Origin of the sequence: Microbulbifer sp. YPW16, from assembly GCF_021290385.1 — a bacterium.
Lineage (GTDB): Bacteria > Pseudomonadota > Gammaproteobacteria > Pseudomonadales > Cellvibrionaceae > Microbulbifer > Microbulbifer zhoushanensis.
In genome coordinates this window covers 1,907,053-1,922,165 of the sequence record NZ_CP089928.1, presented here as the reverse complement: position 1 = coordinate 1,922,165, position 15,113 = coordinate 1,907,053, and the positions used below count along the sequence as shown (strand labels likewise).

Annotated in this window: 15 protein-coding genes; 14 read left to right on the top strand and 1 reads right to left on the bottom strand. The window is 55.3% G+C overall.

The window, feature by feature from the left end; genetic code table 11:
* Nucleotide 1: 1 nt before the first annotated feature.
* The 9 genes from LVE68_RS08085 to LVE68_RS08045 all read left to right on the top strand — a co-directional run bounded on the left by LVE68_RS08085 (nt 2) and on the right by LVE68_RS08045 (nt 8,070).
* Entirely contained in the window at nt 2-556 is a 555-nt protein-coding gene (locus LVE68_RS08085; protein ID WP_233006520.1) for a DUF4136 domain-containing protein, read from the top strand.
* Nucleotides 557-638: 82 nt separating this feature from the next.
* Nucleotides 639-1,178, top strand: a complete 540-nt coding sequence (locus LVE68_RS08080) for a DUF4136 domain-containing protein (protein ID WP_233006519.1) — start codon at nt 639-641, stop codon at nt 1,176-1,178.
* Nucleotides 1,179-1,238: 60 nt separating this feature from the next.
* Complete coding sequence (locus tag LVE68_RS08075) at nt 1,239-1,910, top strand: NUDIX domain-containing protein (protein ID WP_233006518.1); 672 nt, start codon at nt 1,239-1,241, stop codon at nt 1,908-1,910.
* A gap of 159 nt (nt 1,911-2,069) precedes the next feature.
* Entirely contained in the window at nt 2,070-2,504 is a 435-nt protein-coding gene (locus LVE68_RS08070; protein ID WP_233006517.1) for a DUF1249 domain-containing protein, read from the top strand.
* Between the two features lie 77 nt (nt 2,505-2,581).
* The gene (locus LVE68_RS08065) at nt 2,582-3,373 is read left to right on the top strand and encodes a metallophosphoesterase (protein ID WP_233006516.1); all 792 of its coding nucleotides are present in this window, start codon (nt 2,582-2,584) and stop codon (nt 3,371-3,373) included.
* Nucleotides 3,374-3,581: 208 nt separating this feature from the next.
* Nucleotides 3,582-4,259, top strand: a complete 678-nt coding sequence (locus LVE68_RS08060; protein ID WP_233006515.1) for a hypothetical protein — start codon at nt 3,582-3,584, stop codon at nt 4,257-4,259.
* Nucleotides 4,260-4,327: 68 nt separating this feature from the next.
* Nucleotides 4,328-4,936, top strand: a complete 609-nt coding sequence (locus LVE68_RS08055; RefSeq protein ID WP_255701170.1) for a YqiA/YcfP family alpha/beta fold hydrolase — start codon at nt 4,328-4,330, stop codon at nt 4,934-4,936.
* Nucleotides 4,937-5,011: 75 nt separating this feature from the next.
* Complete coding sequence (gene parE, locus LVE68_RS08050; protein WP_233006513.1) at nt 5,012-6,901, top strand: DNA topoisomerase IV subunit B; 1,890 nt, start codon at nt 5,012-5,014, stop codon at nt 6,899-6,901.
* Nucleotides 6,902-6,975: 74 nt separating this feature from the next.
* Nucleotides 6,976-8,070 carry an acyltransferase family protein gene (locus LVE68_RS08045; RefSeq protein ID WP_233006512.1) on the top strand — a complete coding sequence of 365 codons (1,095 nt, stop codon included), beginning with the start codon at nt 6,976-6,978 and terminating at the stop codon, nt 8,068-8,070.
* Between the two features lie 948 nt (nt 8,071-9,018).
* Here LVE68_RS08045 and LVE68_RS08040 read toward each other — a convergent pair.
* Complete coding sequence (locus tag LVE68_RS08040) at nt 9,019-10,878, bottom strand: hypothetical protein (protein ID WP_233006511.1); 1,860 nt, start codon at nt 10,876-10,878, stop codon at nt 9,019-9,021.
* 318 nt (nt 10,879-11,196) lie between these two features.
* Here LVE68_RS08040 and LVE68_RS08035 point away from each other — a divergent pair, with 318 nt between their 5' ends.
* The 5 genes from LVE68_RS08035 (at nt 11,197) to LVE68_RS08015 (ending at nt 15,111) form a co-directional block, all read left to right on the top strand.
* Nucleotides 11,197-12,231: an AraC family transcriptional regulator gene (locus LVE68_RS08035; RefSeq protein WP_233006510.1), complete on the top strand. Its 1,035-nt coding sequence runs from the start codon at nt 11,197-11,199 to the stop codon at nt 12,229-12,231.
* A gap of 132 nt (nt 12,232-12,363) precedes the next feature.
* Complete coding sequence (locus LVE68_RS08030; RefSeq protein ID WP_233006509.1) at nt 12,364-12,663, top strand: hypothetical protein; 300 nt, start codon at nt 12,364-12,366, stop codon at nt 12,661-12,663.
* A 984-nt stretch (nt 12,664-13,647) separates the two neighbouring features.
* Nucleotides 13,648-14,232, top strand: a complete 585-nt coding sequence (locus tag LVE68_RS08025; RefSeq protein ID WP_233006508.1) for a tetratricopeptide repeat protein — start codon at nt 13,648-13,650, stop codon at nt 14,230-14,232.
* 15 nt (nt 14,233-14,247) lie between these two features.
* Nucleotides 14,248-14,607, top strand: a complete 360-nt coding sequence (locus LVE68_RS08020) for a hypothetical protein (RefSeq protein ID WP_233006507.1) — start codon at nt 14,248-14,250, stop codon at nt 14,605-14,607.
* Between the two features lie 15 nt (nt 14,608-14,622).
* Entirely contained in the window at nt 14,623-15,111 is a 489-nt protein-coding gene (locus LVE68_RS08015; RefSeq protein ID WP_233006506.1) for a tetratricopeptide repeat protein, read from the top strand.
* The last annotated feature ends 2 nt before the right edge of the window (nt 15,112-15,113 follow it).

The following is a 15,113-nucleotide window of genomic DNA, read 5'->3' as shown; positions in this document are numbered from 1 at the left end:
TATGCGTAAGATAATGACAGGACTTTTACTCACGTTGCTCCTCGCTGGGTGTGACGCGACCCTGGTAGAGCGGGTGCAGCCTGCGGAGGCGCCAGTTTCATTTTCCACCTATGCTTGGGGCGTGGCTCCACTCGTAGATGTCCCCGATGCCTCGGCCCAGCTGGTTGAGATGGATGACGAGTTGCGACAGATCGTCGAGGGGTACCTCCGCAACCGGGGTTACCGCCGGGTGGAGGACGCCGAGAATGCCGATATGCTGGTGAGCTACCAGGTTGCGGTGGTCGAGGGCGAGATCTCCACCGAGCAGAGCAATCCGGGCTGGGATGCACAGTTCGACAGCAATGCGACCCGGGGCGCGGTAGAGCTGCCCAGTGACACCGGTGCGCCGCGGCTGACCCTGAGCCTTGAGATCGGCCGCCCCCAGGGTGGGGCTATCTGGGGGGGCACCTCCAGTGAGGTATTGGGAAGGCCCGAAGACGCAACTGATCGCCAGCGGCTGCTTGCCAATATGATCAAGCAGCTGTTGAGCGACCTGCCCCCGGCCGCCAGCTACTGATCCCCGGGAAGCGGGGTTGAATTCCGGCATGGAAGCCAGATTTGTATAAAGACATACTGACACCATGGTTCGGGAGACACACATGAAAGTCGGATTGCGGGCATCGATGGTGATGCTCTTGTTACTGGTGCTCGGCGGCTGCGCCGCCGCCCCGCAGGTCGCGGTGGATTACGATCCCCAGGCCGATTTTGCCGGGATGCGCACCTATTACCTGCTGGACCCAGTCGCCACTGGCCCGGTAACGCCGCTGGAGATCAAGCGGGCGCGCCAGGCGGTGGAAGGCATCCTGCAAAATCGCTACCGGGCAGTGGATAACACGGACGACGCGGACTTCCTGGTACAAGTACAGTTCCAGGCCGTGGAGAAGGTAGCGGTTTACGAGGACAGCTTTGGCCTTTATGGCGGCTACCGCTACTGGGGGTTTGGCTGGCGCTCGCCGGTCGAGGTGCGCCAGTACCGGCAGGATACACTGGTGGTGGATATCCTCTCACCCGAGAGCTCGCCCCTGTGGCGGGGCAGTATGCCCTCCAGCGCCGGGCGCTACCAGGATCCGGCGCAACGCCAGCAGCGGCTGCGCGAAGAGGCCGCGCTGCTGCTGAACCGTTTCCCGCCGGCCTACTGACAGCCCCCCACCCCCGGCGGGACCGGGGGTGCCACCCTACTATTCCCAGAGACCTGATTCATGACCGAAACCACCAGGGAGAGAAATACCGATCTTGTCCCCGAGTTCTCCACCGATGCGGTCGAGGTGGTCGAGCGTGAAACCGTCTTTGACGGTTTCTTCAAGATGCTGCGCCTGCGCCTGCGTCACCGGTTGTTCCGCGGGGGGTGGAGCGAGATCTTTACCCGCGAGCTGTTCGTCCGCGACAACGCCGTGGGCGTGCTGTTATTCGATCCCCGGCGCGAGCAGGTGGGCCTGATCGAGCAGTTCCGGGTGGGAGCCCTGGAGCGGCCCTACGGTCCCTGGTGCCTGGAAGTGGTGGCGGGCATGGTGGAGCGGGGGGAGAGCCTCGAAGAGGTCGCCCGTCGCGAGGTGCAGGAGGAGTCCGGGCTGGAGGTCGGCCGGCTGGAACCAATCCACAGCTATTTGCCGAGCCCCGGCGGCAGCTCGGAACGCCTGCACCTGTTCTGTGGCTGTGTCGACCTGGGTGGGGCAGGGGGCATCTTCGGGTTGCCGGAAGAGCAGGAGGATATCCGCCTGCGGGTCCTGCCGCTGGATACCCTGCTGGCGGCCCTGGCCGGGGACTCGCCCGACGCCGGCGCGGTGGACAACGCGGCCACGCTGATCTGCCTGCAGTGGCTGCAGTTGCATCGTGAGCGACTGACGGGCAGAAAAGGGGCGACCCATGGTTAACGGGTCATCGTATATATCCTGCGTTTACCGAGAAGGACCGCAAACTGAGATCCAAGTCACGGCGTGGATAGAATTGGAGTGTCGATAATGGCGGTTCAGAAACAGGCCCATCCTGGAAGCAAATTGCGACTGAAAAGTCGTCAAAAATCGGAATATCGGATGGACTTGCCGGCTTATCACGCCGACTGCGATGCCAACTACCTGCGCCTGAGCAAGCTGTTGCCGCAGCTGGGTGAGCGGGAGCGCTGGAGGTACAGCATGCCCCACGGCTCCCTGGAGCTGGAGGTGATCGAGCGCTCCCGTTACACCACCGAGGTGAGCCTGAGCGCGTCTTCCGCCAGCGAGCAGCGCTGGATGGCGCCGCCCAGGATTACGGTGCGGCTCTACCACGACGCGCGCATGGCCGAGGTGGTCGCGGTGGACGGCCGCGGTCCCCTGGGTGAGAAAGCCCCGGGTGTGCTGCACGCGGGGGCCCGCATGCAGGGGGCCGACGAACGACAGCAGGCCAACCGCTTCCTGGGGGAGTGGCTGGGGCATTGCCTCGCGAATGGCCGGGTGGATTTTGAACTGGTTTTAGATGGCCGACAGCTCTGACGCCGCTGTCGGTGGTCACATGGATGTGGTGACAGGGTAAGCAAGTGAGTGGAAGCGACGGAAGCAGGCAGGACAAGTTGAGCGGATCGAAACACCGGTTGGTGCAGTTTACAGATCCCCATATCGGGGGGCGACCGGACTACCAGCTCCTGGGGCTGGATACCGGTCGTACCCTGGATGATGTGCTGCGAGCCATCGAGCGGGACCAGTCGACAGCTGAAATGCTGCTGGCCACCGGCGACATCAGCGCCAATGGTGCCGAGGCGGCCTACGAGCGTTTCCTGCACAAAATGCGCAAGGTCAGCGCGCCCTGGTTCTGGTTGCCAGGCAACCATGACCAGGCCGAGCGAATGCATGAGGTGGCCCCGGGCAATACCGCCGAGCTGGTGGCCCTGGGCAACTGGCGGCTGTTGCTACTGGATACCAGTGTCGAGGGCGAGATCTGCGGCGGCATGACCGAAGCCCAGCTCGATCGTCTCGACGAGCTGTTGCAGGAGTGCCGCCATCACCCGGTGATGGTACTGATGCATCACCAACCCGTGCCGGTGGGCAGCAAGTGGATTGATGGCCATATGCTCAAGGAAGGCGCCGAGCGCTTCCTTCAACTGGTGTCCGCGGCAGGTAATGTGAAGGCCCTGGTCTGGGGTCATGTACACCAGCAGTTTGACGGCGACCTGAACGGTATTGGCCTGCATGCTACCCCCTCCACCTCGGTGCAATTCACACCGGGCAGTGGTCCCTTCGCTGTGGATGACAAGCTGCCGGGTTACCGCTGGTTCGACCTCGACGACAGCGGCACCTACACCACCGCTGTCGAGCGTGTCCCGGTTTCTGACTACAACGTCGACCTCACTTCCTCCGGATACTGACCGTCCGGCACAGGAGCCAGTCCTGCCAATCCGTTGGTCCGGCCTTTCCCCGCTCCCTGTCGTATCCGCTGCCTGTCACCCTACAATGCCGGTATTGGGACCCGGGCCGGCCGGGTACCCCTTGGGCCCAAGCCGAGGTCCAGGCAGAGGCCTGTAGAAACAAATGACCAAAGCACCGAACCGGAAACAGAAAGCAGTGGGAGCCATGATGCAAATGTTATCGAGTGCCTGGCTGGGAGCCCTCGTCCTGGTCGTGGCGGGGTGTGCGCAGACCGATCCCTCCGGGTCGGCATTGGCTGTTGCCAACCCCGGGGCGGCTTCCGCCACGGGGTTGCAGCCGCGGGCCAGCGGGCTCGACAGTGTCGCCGCCGCTTTTGCCTTCGACCTGGCTAATGCCAGTGTCTACGTGGCGCCATTGCAGATTGGCTACCGCAAGCGCAGTGCCGATGTCCGTGAGCGGCTGAATGCCGGTGACTTCCAGCTGGATGCGCGGGAGCGTGAACGAATGCAGCAATTGATGGAGGAGGCGCTTGCCGAGCGCTTCCTGCAGCCGCGCAACAGTCGTTTGGCGGGCAGCCCGGCACAGGCGGATTACCGGCTGCAGTTGCGTCTAGAGAATTTCGCCCTGAGCGCCCCGCTGGAGGCGCCAACCTGGAGCCGGCGAACATTCACGGAGCAGAGTGCCTATGGCGTGCTGGCCGGTGAGCTGTACGACCGCGATGGCAACCTGGTCATGCGGTTCCGGGACCGGCGGGATATCGGCGAGAATCCCGGCTCACTGGCTTCGGGAGGCCAGCTGCAACAGTTCAGTGGCCCCATCTTCTGGGCCGACATGCGGGTGGATATGCGCCGTGCCTTCTCCAGCCTGGACCGGTCGCTGCGGTGATCCCCCGGGCGGTCCGCAGATTACTCGCGGACTCGCCCTGCCGTAGAAGGGCGCTATAATCCCCGCCCATGTCAGAACTTCCGCAAAAAAATCATTCGCTATTACTGTACCTGCACGGTTTCCTCTCCTCCCCGCAGTCGTATAAGTGTCGCCTGATGGAGGAGTGGGTGGCGCGGCACAGGCCTCACATGAGCTTTCGTGCCCCGCTGATCTCCCCGCACCCGGCGCTTGCCTCCGCGGCACTGGAGGAAATCCTGGACCAGAACCGTGGCGCAAGCATCGGCCTGGTCGGAAGCTCCATGGGTGGCTTCTATGCGACCCTGCTGGCCGAGCGCCACGGGCTGCCCGCGGTGGTTGTGAATCCGGCGGTACACCCGGCCCGTTTTATGCCCGCCTATGTGGGGCAGCCACTGGCGCCGTACAGCGGTGAGCCGCACGAGTATCGCCTAAGTGGTGCCGACGTTGCTAACATGCGCAGTCTGGAGGCGGAGCTGCAAGGGGCGTTCAGGGGGCGCTACTGGCTGCTCGCGCAGCGCGGCGACGAGACTCTGGACTGCCGCGAGGCGGAGGGTTTCTATCGCGGGCAGCGCCAGACCGTTGAAGAAGGCGGGGACCACAGCTTCCAGGGCTTTGAGCAGTATTGTGAGCCCATTGTCGAATTCCTTTTCGGCCGGTAGGCACGGCAGATTGCCGGCTGCGGCTCGCGGCCGCTCCTACGGGACAATAGTTGTTAACGAGTAACCAATAAAAATATGGCCAAGTATTCCGCAGAAGATATCGAGGTACTCACGGGGCTGGACCCGGTGCGCAAGCGCCCGGGGATGTATACCGATACCACACGCCCCAACCACCTGGCCCAGGAAGTGATCGATAACAGCGTCGATGAGGCGCTGGCCGGGCATGCGAAGAAAATCGAAGTGGTCCTGCACAAGGATAACTCCCTGTCCGTCAGCGACGACGGGCGCGGCATGCCGGTGGATATCCATCCGGAGCAGGGCCGCCCCGGTGTTGAGGTCATCCTCTCCACGCTCCATGCCGGCGGTAAGTTCTCCAACAAGAATTACCAGTTCTCCGGTGGCCTGCACGGTGTGGGCGTGTCGGTGGTGAACGCTCTTTCCAAAGTCCTGGAGATCACCATCCAGCGGGATGGGCAGGTACACAGGATGGGCTTCCAGAACGGCAACAAGGCCTCGGACCTGGAGGTGATCGGCACCTGTGGCAAGCGCACCACCGGTACCAGCCTGCGCTTTATGCCGGACCCGCAGTATTTTGACTCCCCGAAGTTCTCGGTGCCGCGCCTGCGCCACCTGCTGCGCGCCAAGGCAGTGCTATGCCCGGGCCTGACCGTGGTCTTTATCAACGAGCAGGATGGCGAGTCGGACCAGTGGTTTTACGAGGACGGCCTCAAGGATTACCTGGCGGCCGCCAACCAGGGCTGGGAAGTACTGCCGGCAGAGCCATTCGTGGGCAGCTTCAGTGCCTCCACCGAAGCCGCAGACTGGGCGGTGCAGTGGTTGCCCGAGGGCGGCGAGGTCACCGCCGAGTCGTACGTCAACCTGATTCCCACTGCCCAGGGCGGCACACATGTGAACGGCCTGCGCTCCGGCCTGCTGGAAGCGATGCGCGAGTACTGCGAGATCCGTAACCTGGTACCGCGCGGGGTCAAGCTGGGGCCCGAGGATATCTGGGCGCAGTGCTCGTATGTGTTGTCCGCCAAACTGGCGGATCCACAGTTCTCCGGCCAGACCAAGGAGCGGTTGTCCTCGCGCGAGGCCACCGCGTTTGTTTCCGGCGTGGCCAAGGATGCCTTCAGCCTGTGGCTGAACCAGCATACCGAAGAGGGCGACCGGCTGGCGGAGTTGTGCATCGGCAATGCCCAGAAGCGACTGCGTTCGGCCAAGAAAGTGGCACGCAAGAAAGTCACCCAGGGGCCGGCCCTGCCCGGCAAGCTGGCGGACTGTGCCAGTGGTGATACCAGCCGCTCCGAACTGTTCCTGGTGGAGGGCGACTCCGCCGGTGGTTCCGCCAAGCAGGCCCGCGACCGCGACTTCCAGGCCATCATGCCGCTGCGCGGCAAGATCCTGAATACCTGGGAGGTGGACTCCGGGGAGATCTTTTCCAACCAGGAAGTACACGATATTGCCGTGGCCCTGGGGGTGGACCCCAGCAGCGACAACCTGGACGGCCTGCGCTACAACAAGATCTGTATCCTGGCGGACGCTGACTCGGATGGCCTGCACATCGCCACACTACTCTGCGCCCTGTTCCTGCGCCACTTCCGCCCGCTGGTAAAGAACGGCCATGTATTTGTCGCCATGCCGCCGCTCTACCGGGTCGATATCGGCAAGGATACCTATTACGCACTGGACGAGGCGGAGAAGCAGGGCATTCTCGATCGCATCAGCGCCGAAAAGAAAAAGGGCAAGGTGCAGGTAACCCGGTTCAAGGGCCTGGGGGAAATGAACCCGTTGCAATTGCGTGAAACCACCATGGACCCGGATACCCGCCGCCTGGTGCAGCTCTATGTGGAAGACGGTGATGACAGCAACCAGGTGATGGATATGCTGCTGGCCAAGAAGCGTGCGGGAGACCGTAAGCAGTGGCTGGAAAGCAAGGGGAACCTGGCCGAAGTCGTAAGCTGACGGGGTCGCTCCGGGTTGGTAATTCCTGCCCTTGGCGCAGGAGGAGATTGGATTCAGGGCGGCATGGAGAAGCAATGCATACGTCATCACAGGTGATTTCACTTCAGGATTTTGATGGGAATCGCAACAATAATTTCACGCTGATCCGGCTGGTATTTGCGTGGCTGGTCCTTTTCGGTCACAGTTTCCCAATCCAGCCAACCCATGGCATGAAAAACCCACTGAATGCAATCTTCCAGGGATCGGCCTGGATTGGTGAATTTGCAGTCAACGGTTTTTTTGTTATCAGCGGTTTCCTGGTTTGTGCCAGTCTGCAAAACCGTGGAGTAAAGGATTACGTTATCTCGCGTGCAATCCGAATTCTGCCTGCGCTAATGGTCTGCGTTGTCGCTTCAGTATTTGTGTTAGGTCCACTCCTGACAACACTGCCGTTGGGAGAGTACATCCAGAATCCGGCTACCCTGGAATATCTTAGAAACGCATTGGTAGTATTCCGTATGGAATGGACGTTACCGGGCGTTTTCGAAGAAAACCGCCGGGGTGCCATCAATGGGTCTCTCTGGACGCTTACTGTAGAGGCGTACTGCTATATCATCCTGGCAGTTTTCGGCTTCTGGGGGTTGCTGAGAAACCGGCTTTTGGCCAACCTGAGCATTGCAGGGATATTGGCTTTCGGCTATTACCATTTCAGCGATATCCCACTGCTGGGAATCAACGATAAATGGTCGCGGCCGAGCCTGTATTTCCTGGTAGGGGTTCTCTTTTACCATAATCGAGAAGATATCCCCATGGACGGGAAGCTCGCCATTCTATCCTTCATAATCATATACGCTTCTTTCGGCGAGGCATGGTTTGCATACGTATTCCCCGTGTTTTTCGCCTACGCTATTTTCTTTCTGGCCTATGGCGTGAAACATATAAATATTGATAACTCCTTGGGTGATGTCTCGTATGGTGTTTATATTTATGCTTGGCCCGTCCAGCAAATAATTGCGCAGTTCTTCCCGGGACTGAATCCCTATACACATACACTCGTTGCTACCCCTCTGGTTTTCGGGTTGGCCTATGCTTCCTGGAACCTGGTTGAAAAGCCAGCGCTGGGCTTCAAGAAGACCCTGATGGCATTTGATATCAACTACTTGCGTACAAGACTTGCAGCGCTTTCCTGAACTGCCGGGCCCGCTACCGGGCCTGACTCCCCGCGGTGGGGGCCCTAACAAGAAGCTGCCGGCTATTTCTGCTGGTTGTTAGGGGTCGCCGGCTAGAAAGCGATCCAAGGATTCGTCACGGCCTCCTTCGCCCCTATCTTCCGTCTCTCGGTCTCTTTTCTCTTCCTGTTACGGTACCGGCTACCCTTCACCTTGCTCGATACACATGCCTGGCTAAATATCACACCACTCTTATCAGTGCCGGATACCATGTGCGAACGGCAATAGCATCCACTATTAGTTCCAGGGGTGACTCATACCCTGTGTCATCCTGTAGCACCATAATCTCAGCCGGAATACGCAGCGACTATACTGACTGACCTGGTCCTGGTGGAACATGACACTATTCGGTTTGCATCACTGCTCCAAGTGACTTCCAGTGCCTCTACTGTGAGTGCTTAATCTGGATACTCTTAGCTCGCCCGGCCAGACCCTGCGACGAGGATAAGGCTCGCTAATCATAGCAGGGCAGAACCAGCTGAGTCGCCCAGGATGTAGGTAATATCACCACGCCAAACCTGGTTCCGCTTTTCCACTTTGAATTGGCGTCAAGCGTGTTTGGGATATCTGGTCGCTCTACCCTTGGCTCTTTGTATATTGGACGGTCGGGCTGGTTGCAAGTCAGCGGAGCTTCAGACCGGCAGCCCATGCGGCAAGTTACCCGAAGAGTGGGCCGCCCCGGATAATGAGCACCCCTGATCCACGACCAAACGCACGGCATCTCGCATGAACTGCGTAGAGAGGAATCGCTGCTGTCTTCTCATTGAACACCTTTGTGCAAGGTGCAACTCTAACACCTAGACCGGTGTCCGGGATTAGTAGGCCAAAACATAAAAATTCTTTCCTGAATGAAAAAAAGCCCCCATACGGGGGCATTAAGTAACTACTTATCCTGTGAGGATCTCTTTCTTAATTTGAGGTCTTACAGCCTAGGTTAATAGTGGCAAGCGGTTCCCGATTTGGAGCCTGAGCAAAAACCAGAGTCTCGAAATTAAACGTACCGGGGGTGCTATTGTCTGCACCTCCCTTGGAGTAGAAGGGTTCACCCTTGAAGTTGTCGTGATAATAGGAATCCCCTGATAGCATTGTCAACATGTCTGCACTGGGAATGACCAAGCTATCACCCTGGCGAAATAGCCCTGTGCAAAGCGTATTGAGCTTACGAGGAGACTTGTCAATTCTAGATCTCAGTAAACTTTCTTTAGCAATGATTTCGTTGAAGGTGTTATCGTTTATAACCAGCAAGTCTTCAGTGGATCTATGATCCAAAATCAGCATCCCTGGTGCAACATCCTTAGTCATTACTAGATCAGATTCTCCAGAAAATACTCGAACAAGGAGGCGCTGCTTGGGTGGCTCTGAAAATTCGATCTTTATGGTGCTACCATCTTCAGATACGTACGCTGTCGCGTCGAAGGCTGTCAGGCTGAGGCCCTGGAGCTTCATTTTTCCATCGGTGGGATCGTCAGAAGAGTAGACCTTCACGTATAAATTACCATCGCGCCAGCCTTTTGTAAGAATTACCTCAGGTGGTACGCTCTCCACGGTTTGGGTGAAACCAAGCAGGTCAACGACATGATCCGTGGCGTAGTGTGGGAAGCCATAAGTAAATCCAGTTTTATGGCTGAAACCTAATGAATGGCCAAGTTCGTGCATATAGGTTCTATAGTTACCCTTGGTCAGGCTGTCAAGATATCGCAAGCTCAAAAAGCCGGAGCGACCCGTCCCCCAAAACTGGCTCGGGGTCTTTCCACCGCCTAAGCCTACCCATCCTTTCTTATAGACCTCCATTGTCGATATATCCGACCGTTGGCCACTGGAAGCCAGGCTAAAGAGGTAATACATGATGGATTCGCTGGGGGAACGGGTGGCTACGCACCCCTCCCATTCGTTGCAGGGGCGTCCTACCGAATATCCCATATATTCCCCCCCGAAAGCGAAAGCGTCGAGAGCCTCTGTGAAGTGATAGGTGTTCATAAACCATTTAATATTTGCCGAAAGAGCCTTCAGGGTATCCGCTTCTGCTGGAGTTGGATGCCGCAAGCAGTGCCAAGCGGTATCTCCAGTTCTCGGCTCATCACAACTTGCAACCTTTCCCCTATAAGAAATGTCGAGATTAAGCATTGGCGCGGTTTCTACATACTGCAGATTGCCGTCTGGAACACCGGAGTAAGTTGTACTGGAGAAGCCATTCAGCGTGCTATCAAATACAATCTTCAGCGGAGCAGATCCAGCATTCGTCGTATGCATGACAAGAATGGATGAAAAGCGCCTTGATGTATTGTTAGTAATCGATATCAGTCCATTGCCGAGGGGTTCAACCCGGATGTCATTTGCAAGGTATCTAGTCTCGATATTTGAGATGACTTCCTCACTGCTGACCTGGGTCACAACAATCGAGTCCAAACTTGAAGGCTTCATGGACAGCTCAGTCTGGGCATATGTCGACTTGCTGAAGTCCGAGCTCAGATTGGCACTCTGGCAATTTTCCCCACAGTCGAAATTCAGCCAAAATTCTTCGGAGTTAGTAGTGACATCTACTTCTGGGGGAATGTCACTGGATGGAGGGGCTGTGCCATCGGCCTCGTCAACTACCTCCTCGTCAACTACATCCTCTGAAGGGGGCTCCTCCTCTGAAGGGGTCTCGTCTTCTGAAGGGGTCTCGTCCTCGGAGGCTACAGGGGCAGGCTCGTCGACCTCCCGCTTCGCGTCATCTTTACACGCTACAAGTAGAAGCGAACAAAGGATAATTAAAATTTTAATATTCATATCTTTCTCTTTATGGGGTCAAAAGTCCAAACTGAATGAAAGTATTAGATTGTGGTTTCACCATCTAAGTGATAGTTGCCACCCAGGAAAGGACCTGGCAACAATTGCCTAGTTTCGTGCAGGGCTGAAAATTACTAAGCAGGAATGCACTCTAAGTGGCCAGGGGATGCCGACTTGTGATCTAGACGACATTTATCCTTTATGACAGCGATAATGAGCCGATATGACAAGGGTGGAGCTTTGTGATTTCAGTGGACACATTAAAATGCGTACTTTAGAGGTGGCTATAAATGTGAAATGGATCTCATAGGTCAATAAATGGATAACGTTATTTCCCGGATCAAAGTGGAAGCATTGATTAGAAGCGCCAATCGAATTGATCAGAACCATACCTACGCCAGCTTTATCGGCTCCTACAAGATACGGGAGGTTCGTCCGGGGTATGTTTCAATTTTTGATTACATTGGTATCTGGAAAAAGCTGATGGCCAATAGTGGTGACCCGCTGTTGCCCTGCAAGATTGGAGAGCATGTACACATATCTGACCTTGGTGTGCCTGGGCTAATTTCGATGCACTCAGAAAATCTCGGTCTTGCCTTGAAAAGTGCAGTGATGTACGACAGGCTGATGTCGGATTGCTTTCTTTTGACATCAGTCATTAATGGGTCGGAAGTAAAGGTTTCTCTTTCTGCAAAAAAACTGGATGTAGAGTTTGACTGGCACCACGTATTTCTCAAGCTATTTTCGCAGTTTGCTAAGATCGCTAACTTCCTGACAAACAATCTTTACTCCGAAGATATAGGGATTATTCGCGTAGGGTTCTCTCGCGATATAGAGGGCCTTGAAGATTTATATTCCGACTACTTTCGCTGTCCAGTGTATGGCTCTCAAGCTGAAGACTATTTCGTCATTTCAGCCAGGGTGTTGGATCTTCCTGTGCATAACCCGCAAAAGGATCTTTTTGAGCTCTTTACAAATATTGCAAATCGATCCCTGGAATCCTTGAATCACAAGACCTATAGTGACAGAGTTCTCAGAATTCTTGAGGGTTATAAGCACCCAGCCATGGCTAGAGTTGATGCTGTATCTCAAGAGCTAAACTTAAGTGTTGCCACACTAAAGAGAAAGTTACAGTCCGAAGATACATCCTTTTCTATGTTAAAGGATCTTTTCTTGTTGAGTGAGACCCAGAAAATCCTGGACCTTGGTTATTCCAGTTCCTCCTATGTTGCTGAAATGCTCGGGTATTCAGACGCAAGTTCTTTCTCGAAAGCATTCAGGCGGTGGACTGGCGGGAAAGTCGAGGATTATATGAAATCTAAATCAAAAGAAGCTCCCCTCTCATCGGACTAGATATTTATATTTTTTTACACGTAGAAGTGGGTGGGTGGAGAAAAGGAAGGCATGCATACTATAGTTGTCTGAAAATTTGACATAATCATATACGCTTCTTTCGGCGAGGCATGGTTTGCATACGTATTCCCCGTGTTTTTCGCTTACGCTATTTTCTTTCTGGCCTATGGCGTGAAACATATAAATATTGATAACTCCTTGGGTGATGTCTCGTATGGTGTTTATATTTATGCTTGGCCCGTCCAGCAAATAATTGCGCAGTTCTTCCCGGGACTGAATCCCTATACACATACACTCGTTGCTACCCCTCTGGTTTTCGGGTTGGCCTATGCTTCCTGGAACCTGGTTGAAAAGCCAGCGCTGGGCTTCAAGAAGACCCTGATGGCATTTGATATCAACTACTTGCGCACAAGACTTGCAGCGCTTTCCTGAACTGCCGGGCCCGCTACCGGGCCTGACTCCCCGCGGTGGGGGCCCTAACAAGAAGCTGCCGGCTATTTCTGCTGGTTGTTAGGGGGCGCCGGCTAGAAAGCGATCCAAGGATTCGTCACGGCCTCCTTCGCCCCTATCTTCCGTCTCTCGGTCTCTTTTCTCTTCCTGTTACGGTACCGGCTACCCTTCACCTTGCTCGATACACATGCCTGGCTAAATATCACACCACTCTTATCAGTGCCGGATACCATGTGCGAACGGCAATAGCAGCAATACCGATATCTATTTATCCATTTGCCAGAAATAAATGCGTTTACGGCAAGCTCCATCAAATAAAATATATTCGGTTAATAACCGGGGGTGAGCTCCTATACCATGTAAAACTAATTACGGCAATTACACGCTCTTACATCTTGGGGGCTCACCGATACCAAATCAGAAACTGTCTAAAAATTGTACCGGGGTGAAAAAGATTTAGTTGTAAGCAGAAAAAGTGTGACGCTGTTCCGTCTGCAGGGTTACATTGGGTCAAATTTTCTTTATTATTTCGCCGGTCCGCGACCCTTAAAAAAATAGAAGTGGCGGGTTTGGTGCTTTTGGGGAATTAGAAGTCTATGCGGTACGCAGTTCTTTGCGCGCTCTTGCTGTGCTCAGCTTGTTCCATTACTACACCCACAAGTGTGGTCCAGCCAGCTTTCTATACTCGAACCCCCTGGGTGGTTGAGGGGCAATTCTCTCCAGTCACGCGACATCTCCAGATTTTTATTGATGGGCAACCAGTAATGGCCGGAAATGGCGGTTGGTGTGCCCGAACAACGACTCTGCATGGTCGTTATATGGGGGCAAAGCTGACGGCCTTCTGCCATAGCGGAAATTTCTTTAGCAACCGAAATTCACACTGCGAATTAACAATAGATGGTGTGGAATCAGGTTTGATCCACTTCGATTAAGCATTCGCCTGCAAGTTTCAATTGGGATACTGCAATGAGCCAACTCACATCCGATGAGCTATTTCACCTCGGCCTACATTCCCTGGAGTCCGACGACGTGGAAAAGTCCCTGGACCTGTTCAAGCGCTGTGTTGAATCAGATCCAAACCATGCAAAGGCTACTTATATGATTGGTGCGTTGTATGCACAGATCCAGATGGTGGATAGTGCTGCAGAGTGGATGCAGCGTGCGATAGATATGGATGCTGGCGAGAAAACAGCAGTTTTCCAGCTCGGCCTGCTTTACTTGACCTCGGGCGAGGTGGAAAAGGCGAGAAGTACCTGGGAAGGCCTGTCAGGTTTGCCTGAAGACCACGCTTTCAGGCTGTTCAGTCAGGGGATGCTGGCACTTGTCGAGGATGACTTCGAAGGATGTATCAAGCATCTGGAGATGGGCATAGCAAGAAATGACTTCAATGCCCCACTGAATAACGATATGTCCAGGGTGATAGAGTCAGCTGCGGCGGCACTGGAGAGCCAGGCTGCGGGCGCTAACCTGGAACCGGCCGAAGCCCCTGCCACCCGGGCAGGAACGCACATTGCCCTCAGTGGTTACCGCCAGTCCCTCAAGAAGCACTAAATCTGGAGCAGGACCTTGGATCCCATTGATGGCGTAGGTGCGCTCTCACGCTTATTGCGAAGCAGGGTTTCCACAGAAAAGAGAGACACGAAGGTAGATGGTCGGGAAAAAACCGCATCGACCAATGCAAGAGTGTCATTGCCGGAGCTCGAAAAAGAACTCAAGACCAGATTGAAACAGATAGAGGCAGAATCAGGCGATACGGAGAAGAAAACAAAGGCCGTTCTCGAAAGCGTTCTTGCATGGGAATTCGGCGATAAAGTCCGGAATGAGCCAAAATTTAACCTTCTGGTAACCCGGATTCATCATCATCTCAATAATGATAAAAACCTCAGCCAGGCGTTGCACAACCTCATCGCACGGCTTGGTTCCTGAAGAGAGTATAGAAGATTGTCTGCGAACAACGATAGTGAACAGAGGCAGCGCCTCAAGCCAATCCTGGCGCTGGTAAAAGCAGAGAACTACGAAAATGCATTACCGCTGCTGAAGGAATTTGTCGAAGAGTTTCCGGCAAATGAAGTTGCATTGGGCATGCTCTCCGCCACGTACCAACAGCTGGGCATGATCGAAGAGGCTCGCACGCATTTTCAGAAGATTTTGAAGCTGAACCAGGATAATGCACTGGCCCGCTTTCAGTTGGGGATGACATATTTCCAGGCGCGAGACTGGCATACGGCGCTGGAAGTATGGAAGCCACTGGTCGATTCAGATGACGATTACGCCGCGACTTTCTACAGTGCCGTCAGCCACATTAACCTGGGCAACCGCGAGTTAGCGGTTGAGCTATTCAAAGCCAGTAGCAAGAACATGCCTAAAAACCATCCCCTGTTCCAGCAGCTAGAGAAGATAGCTGCCGAACTGAACTTCCGCCTGCCGTAATC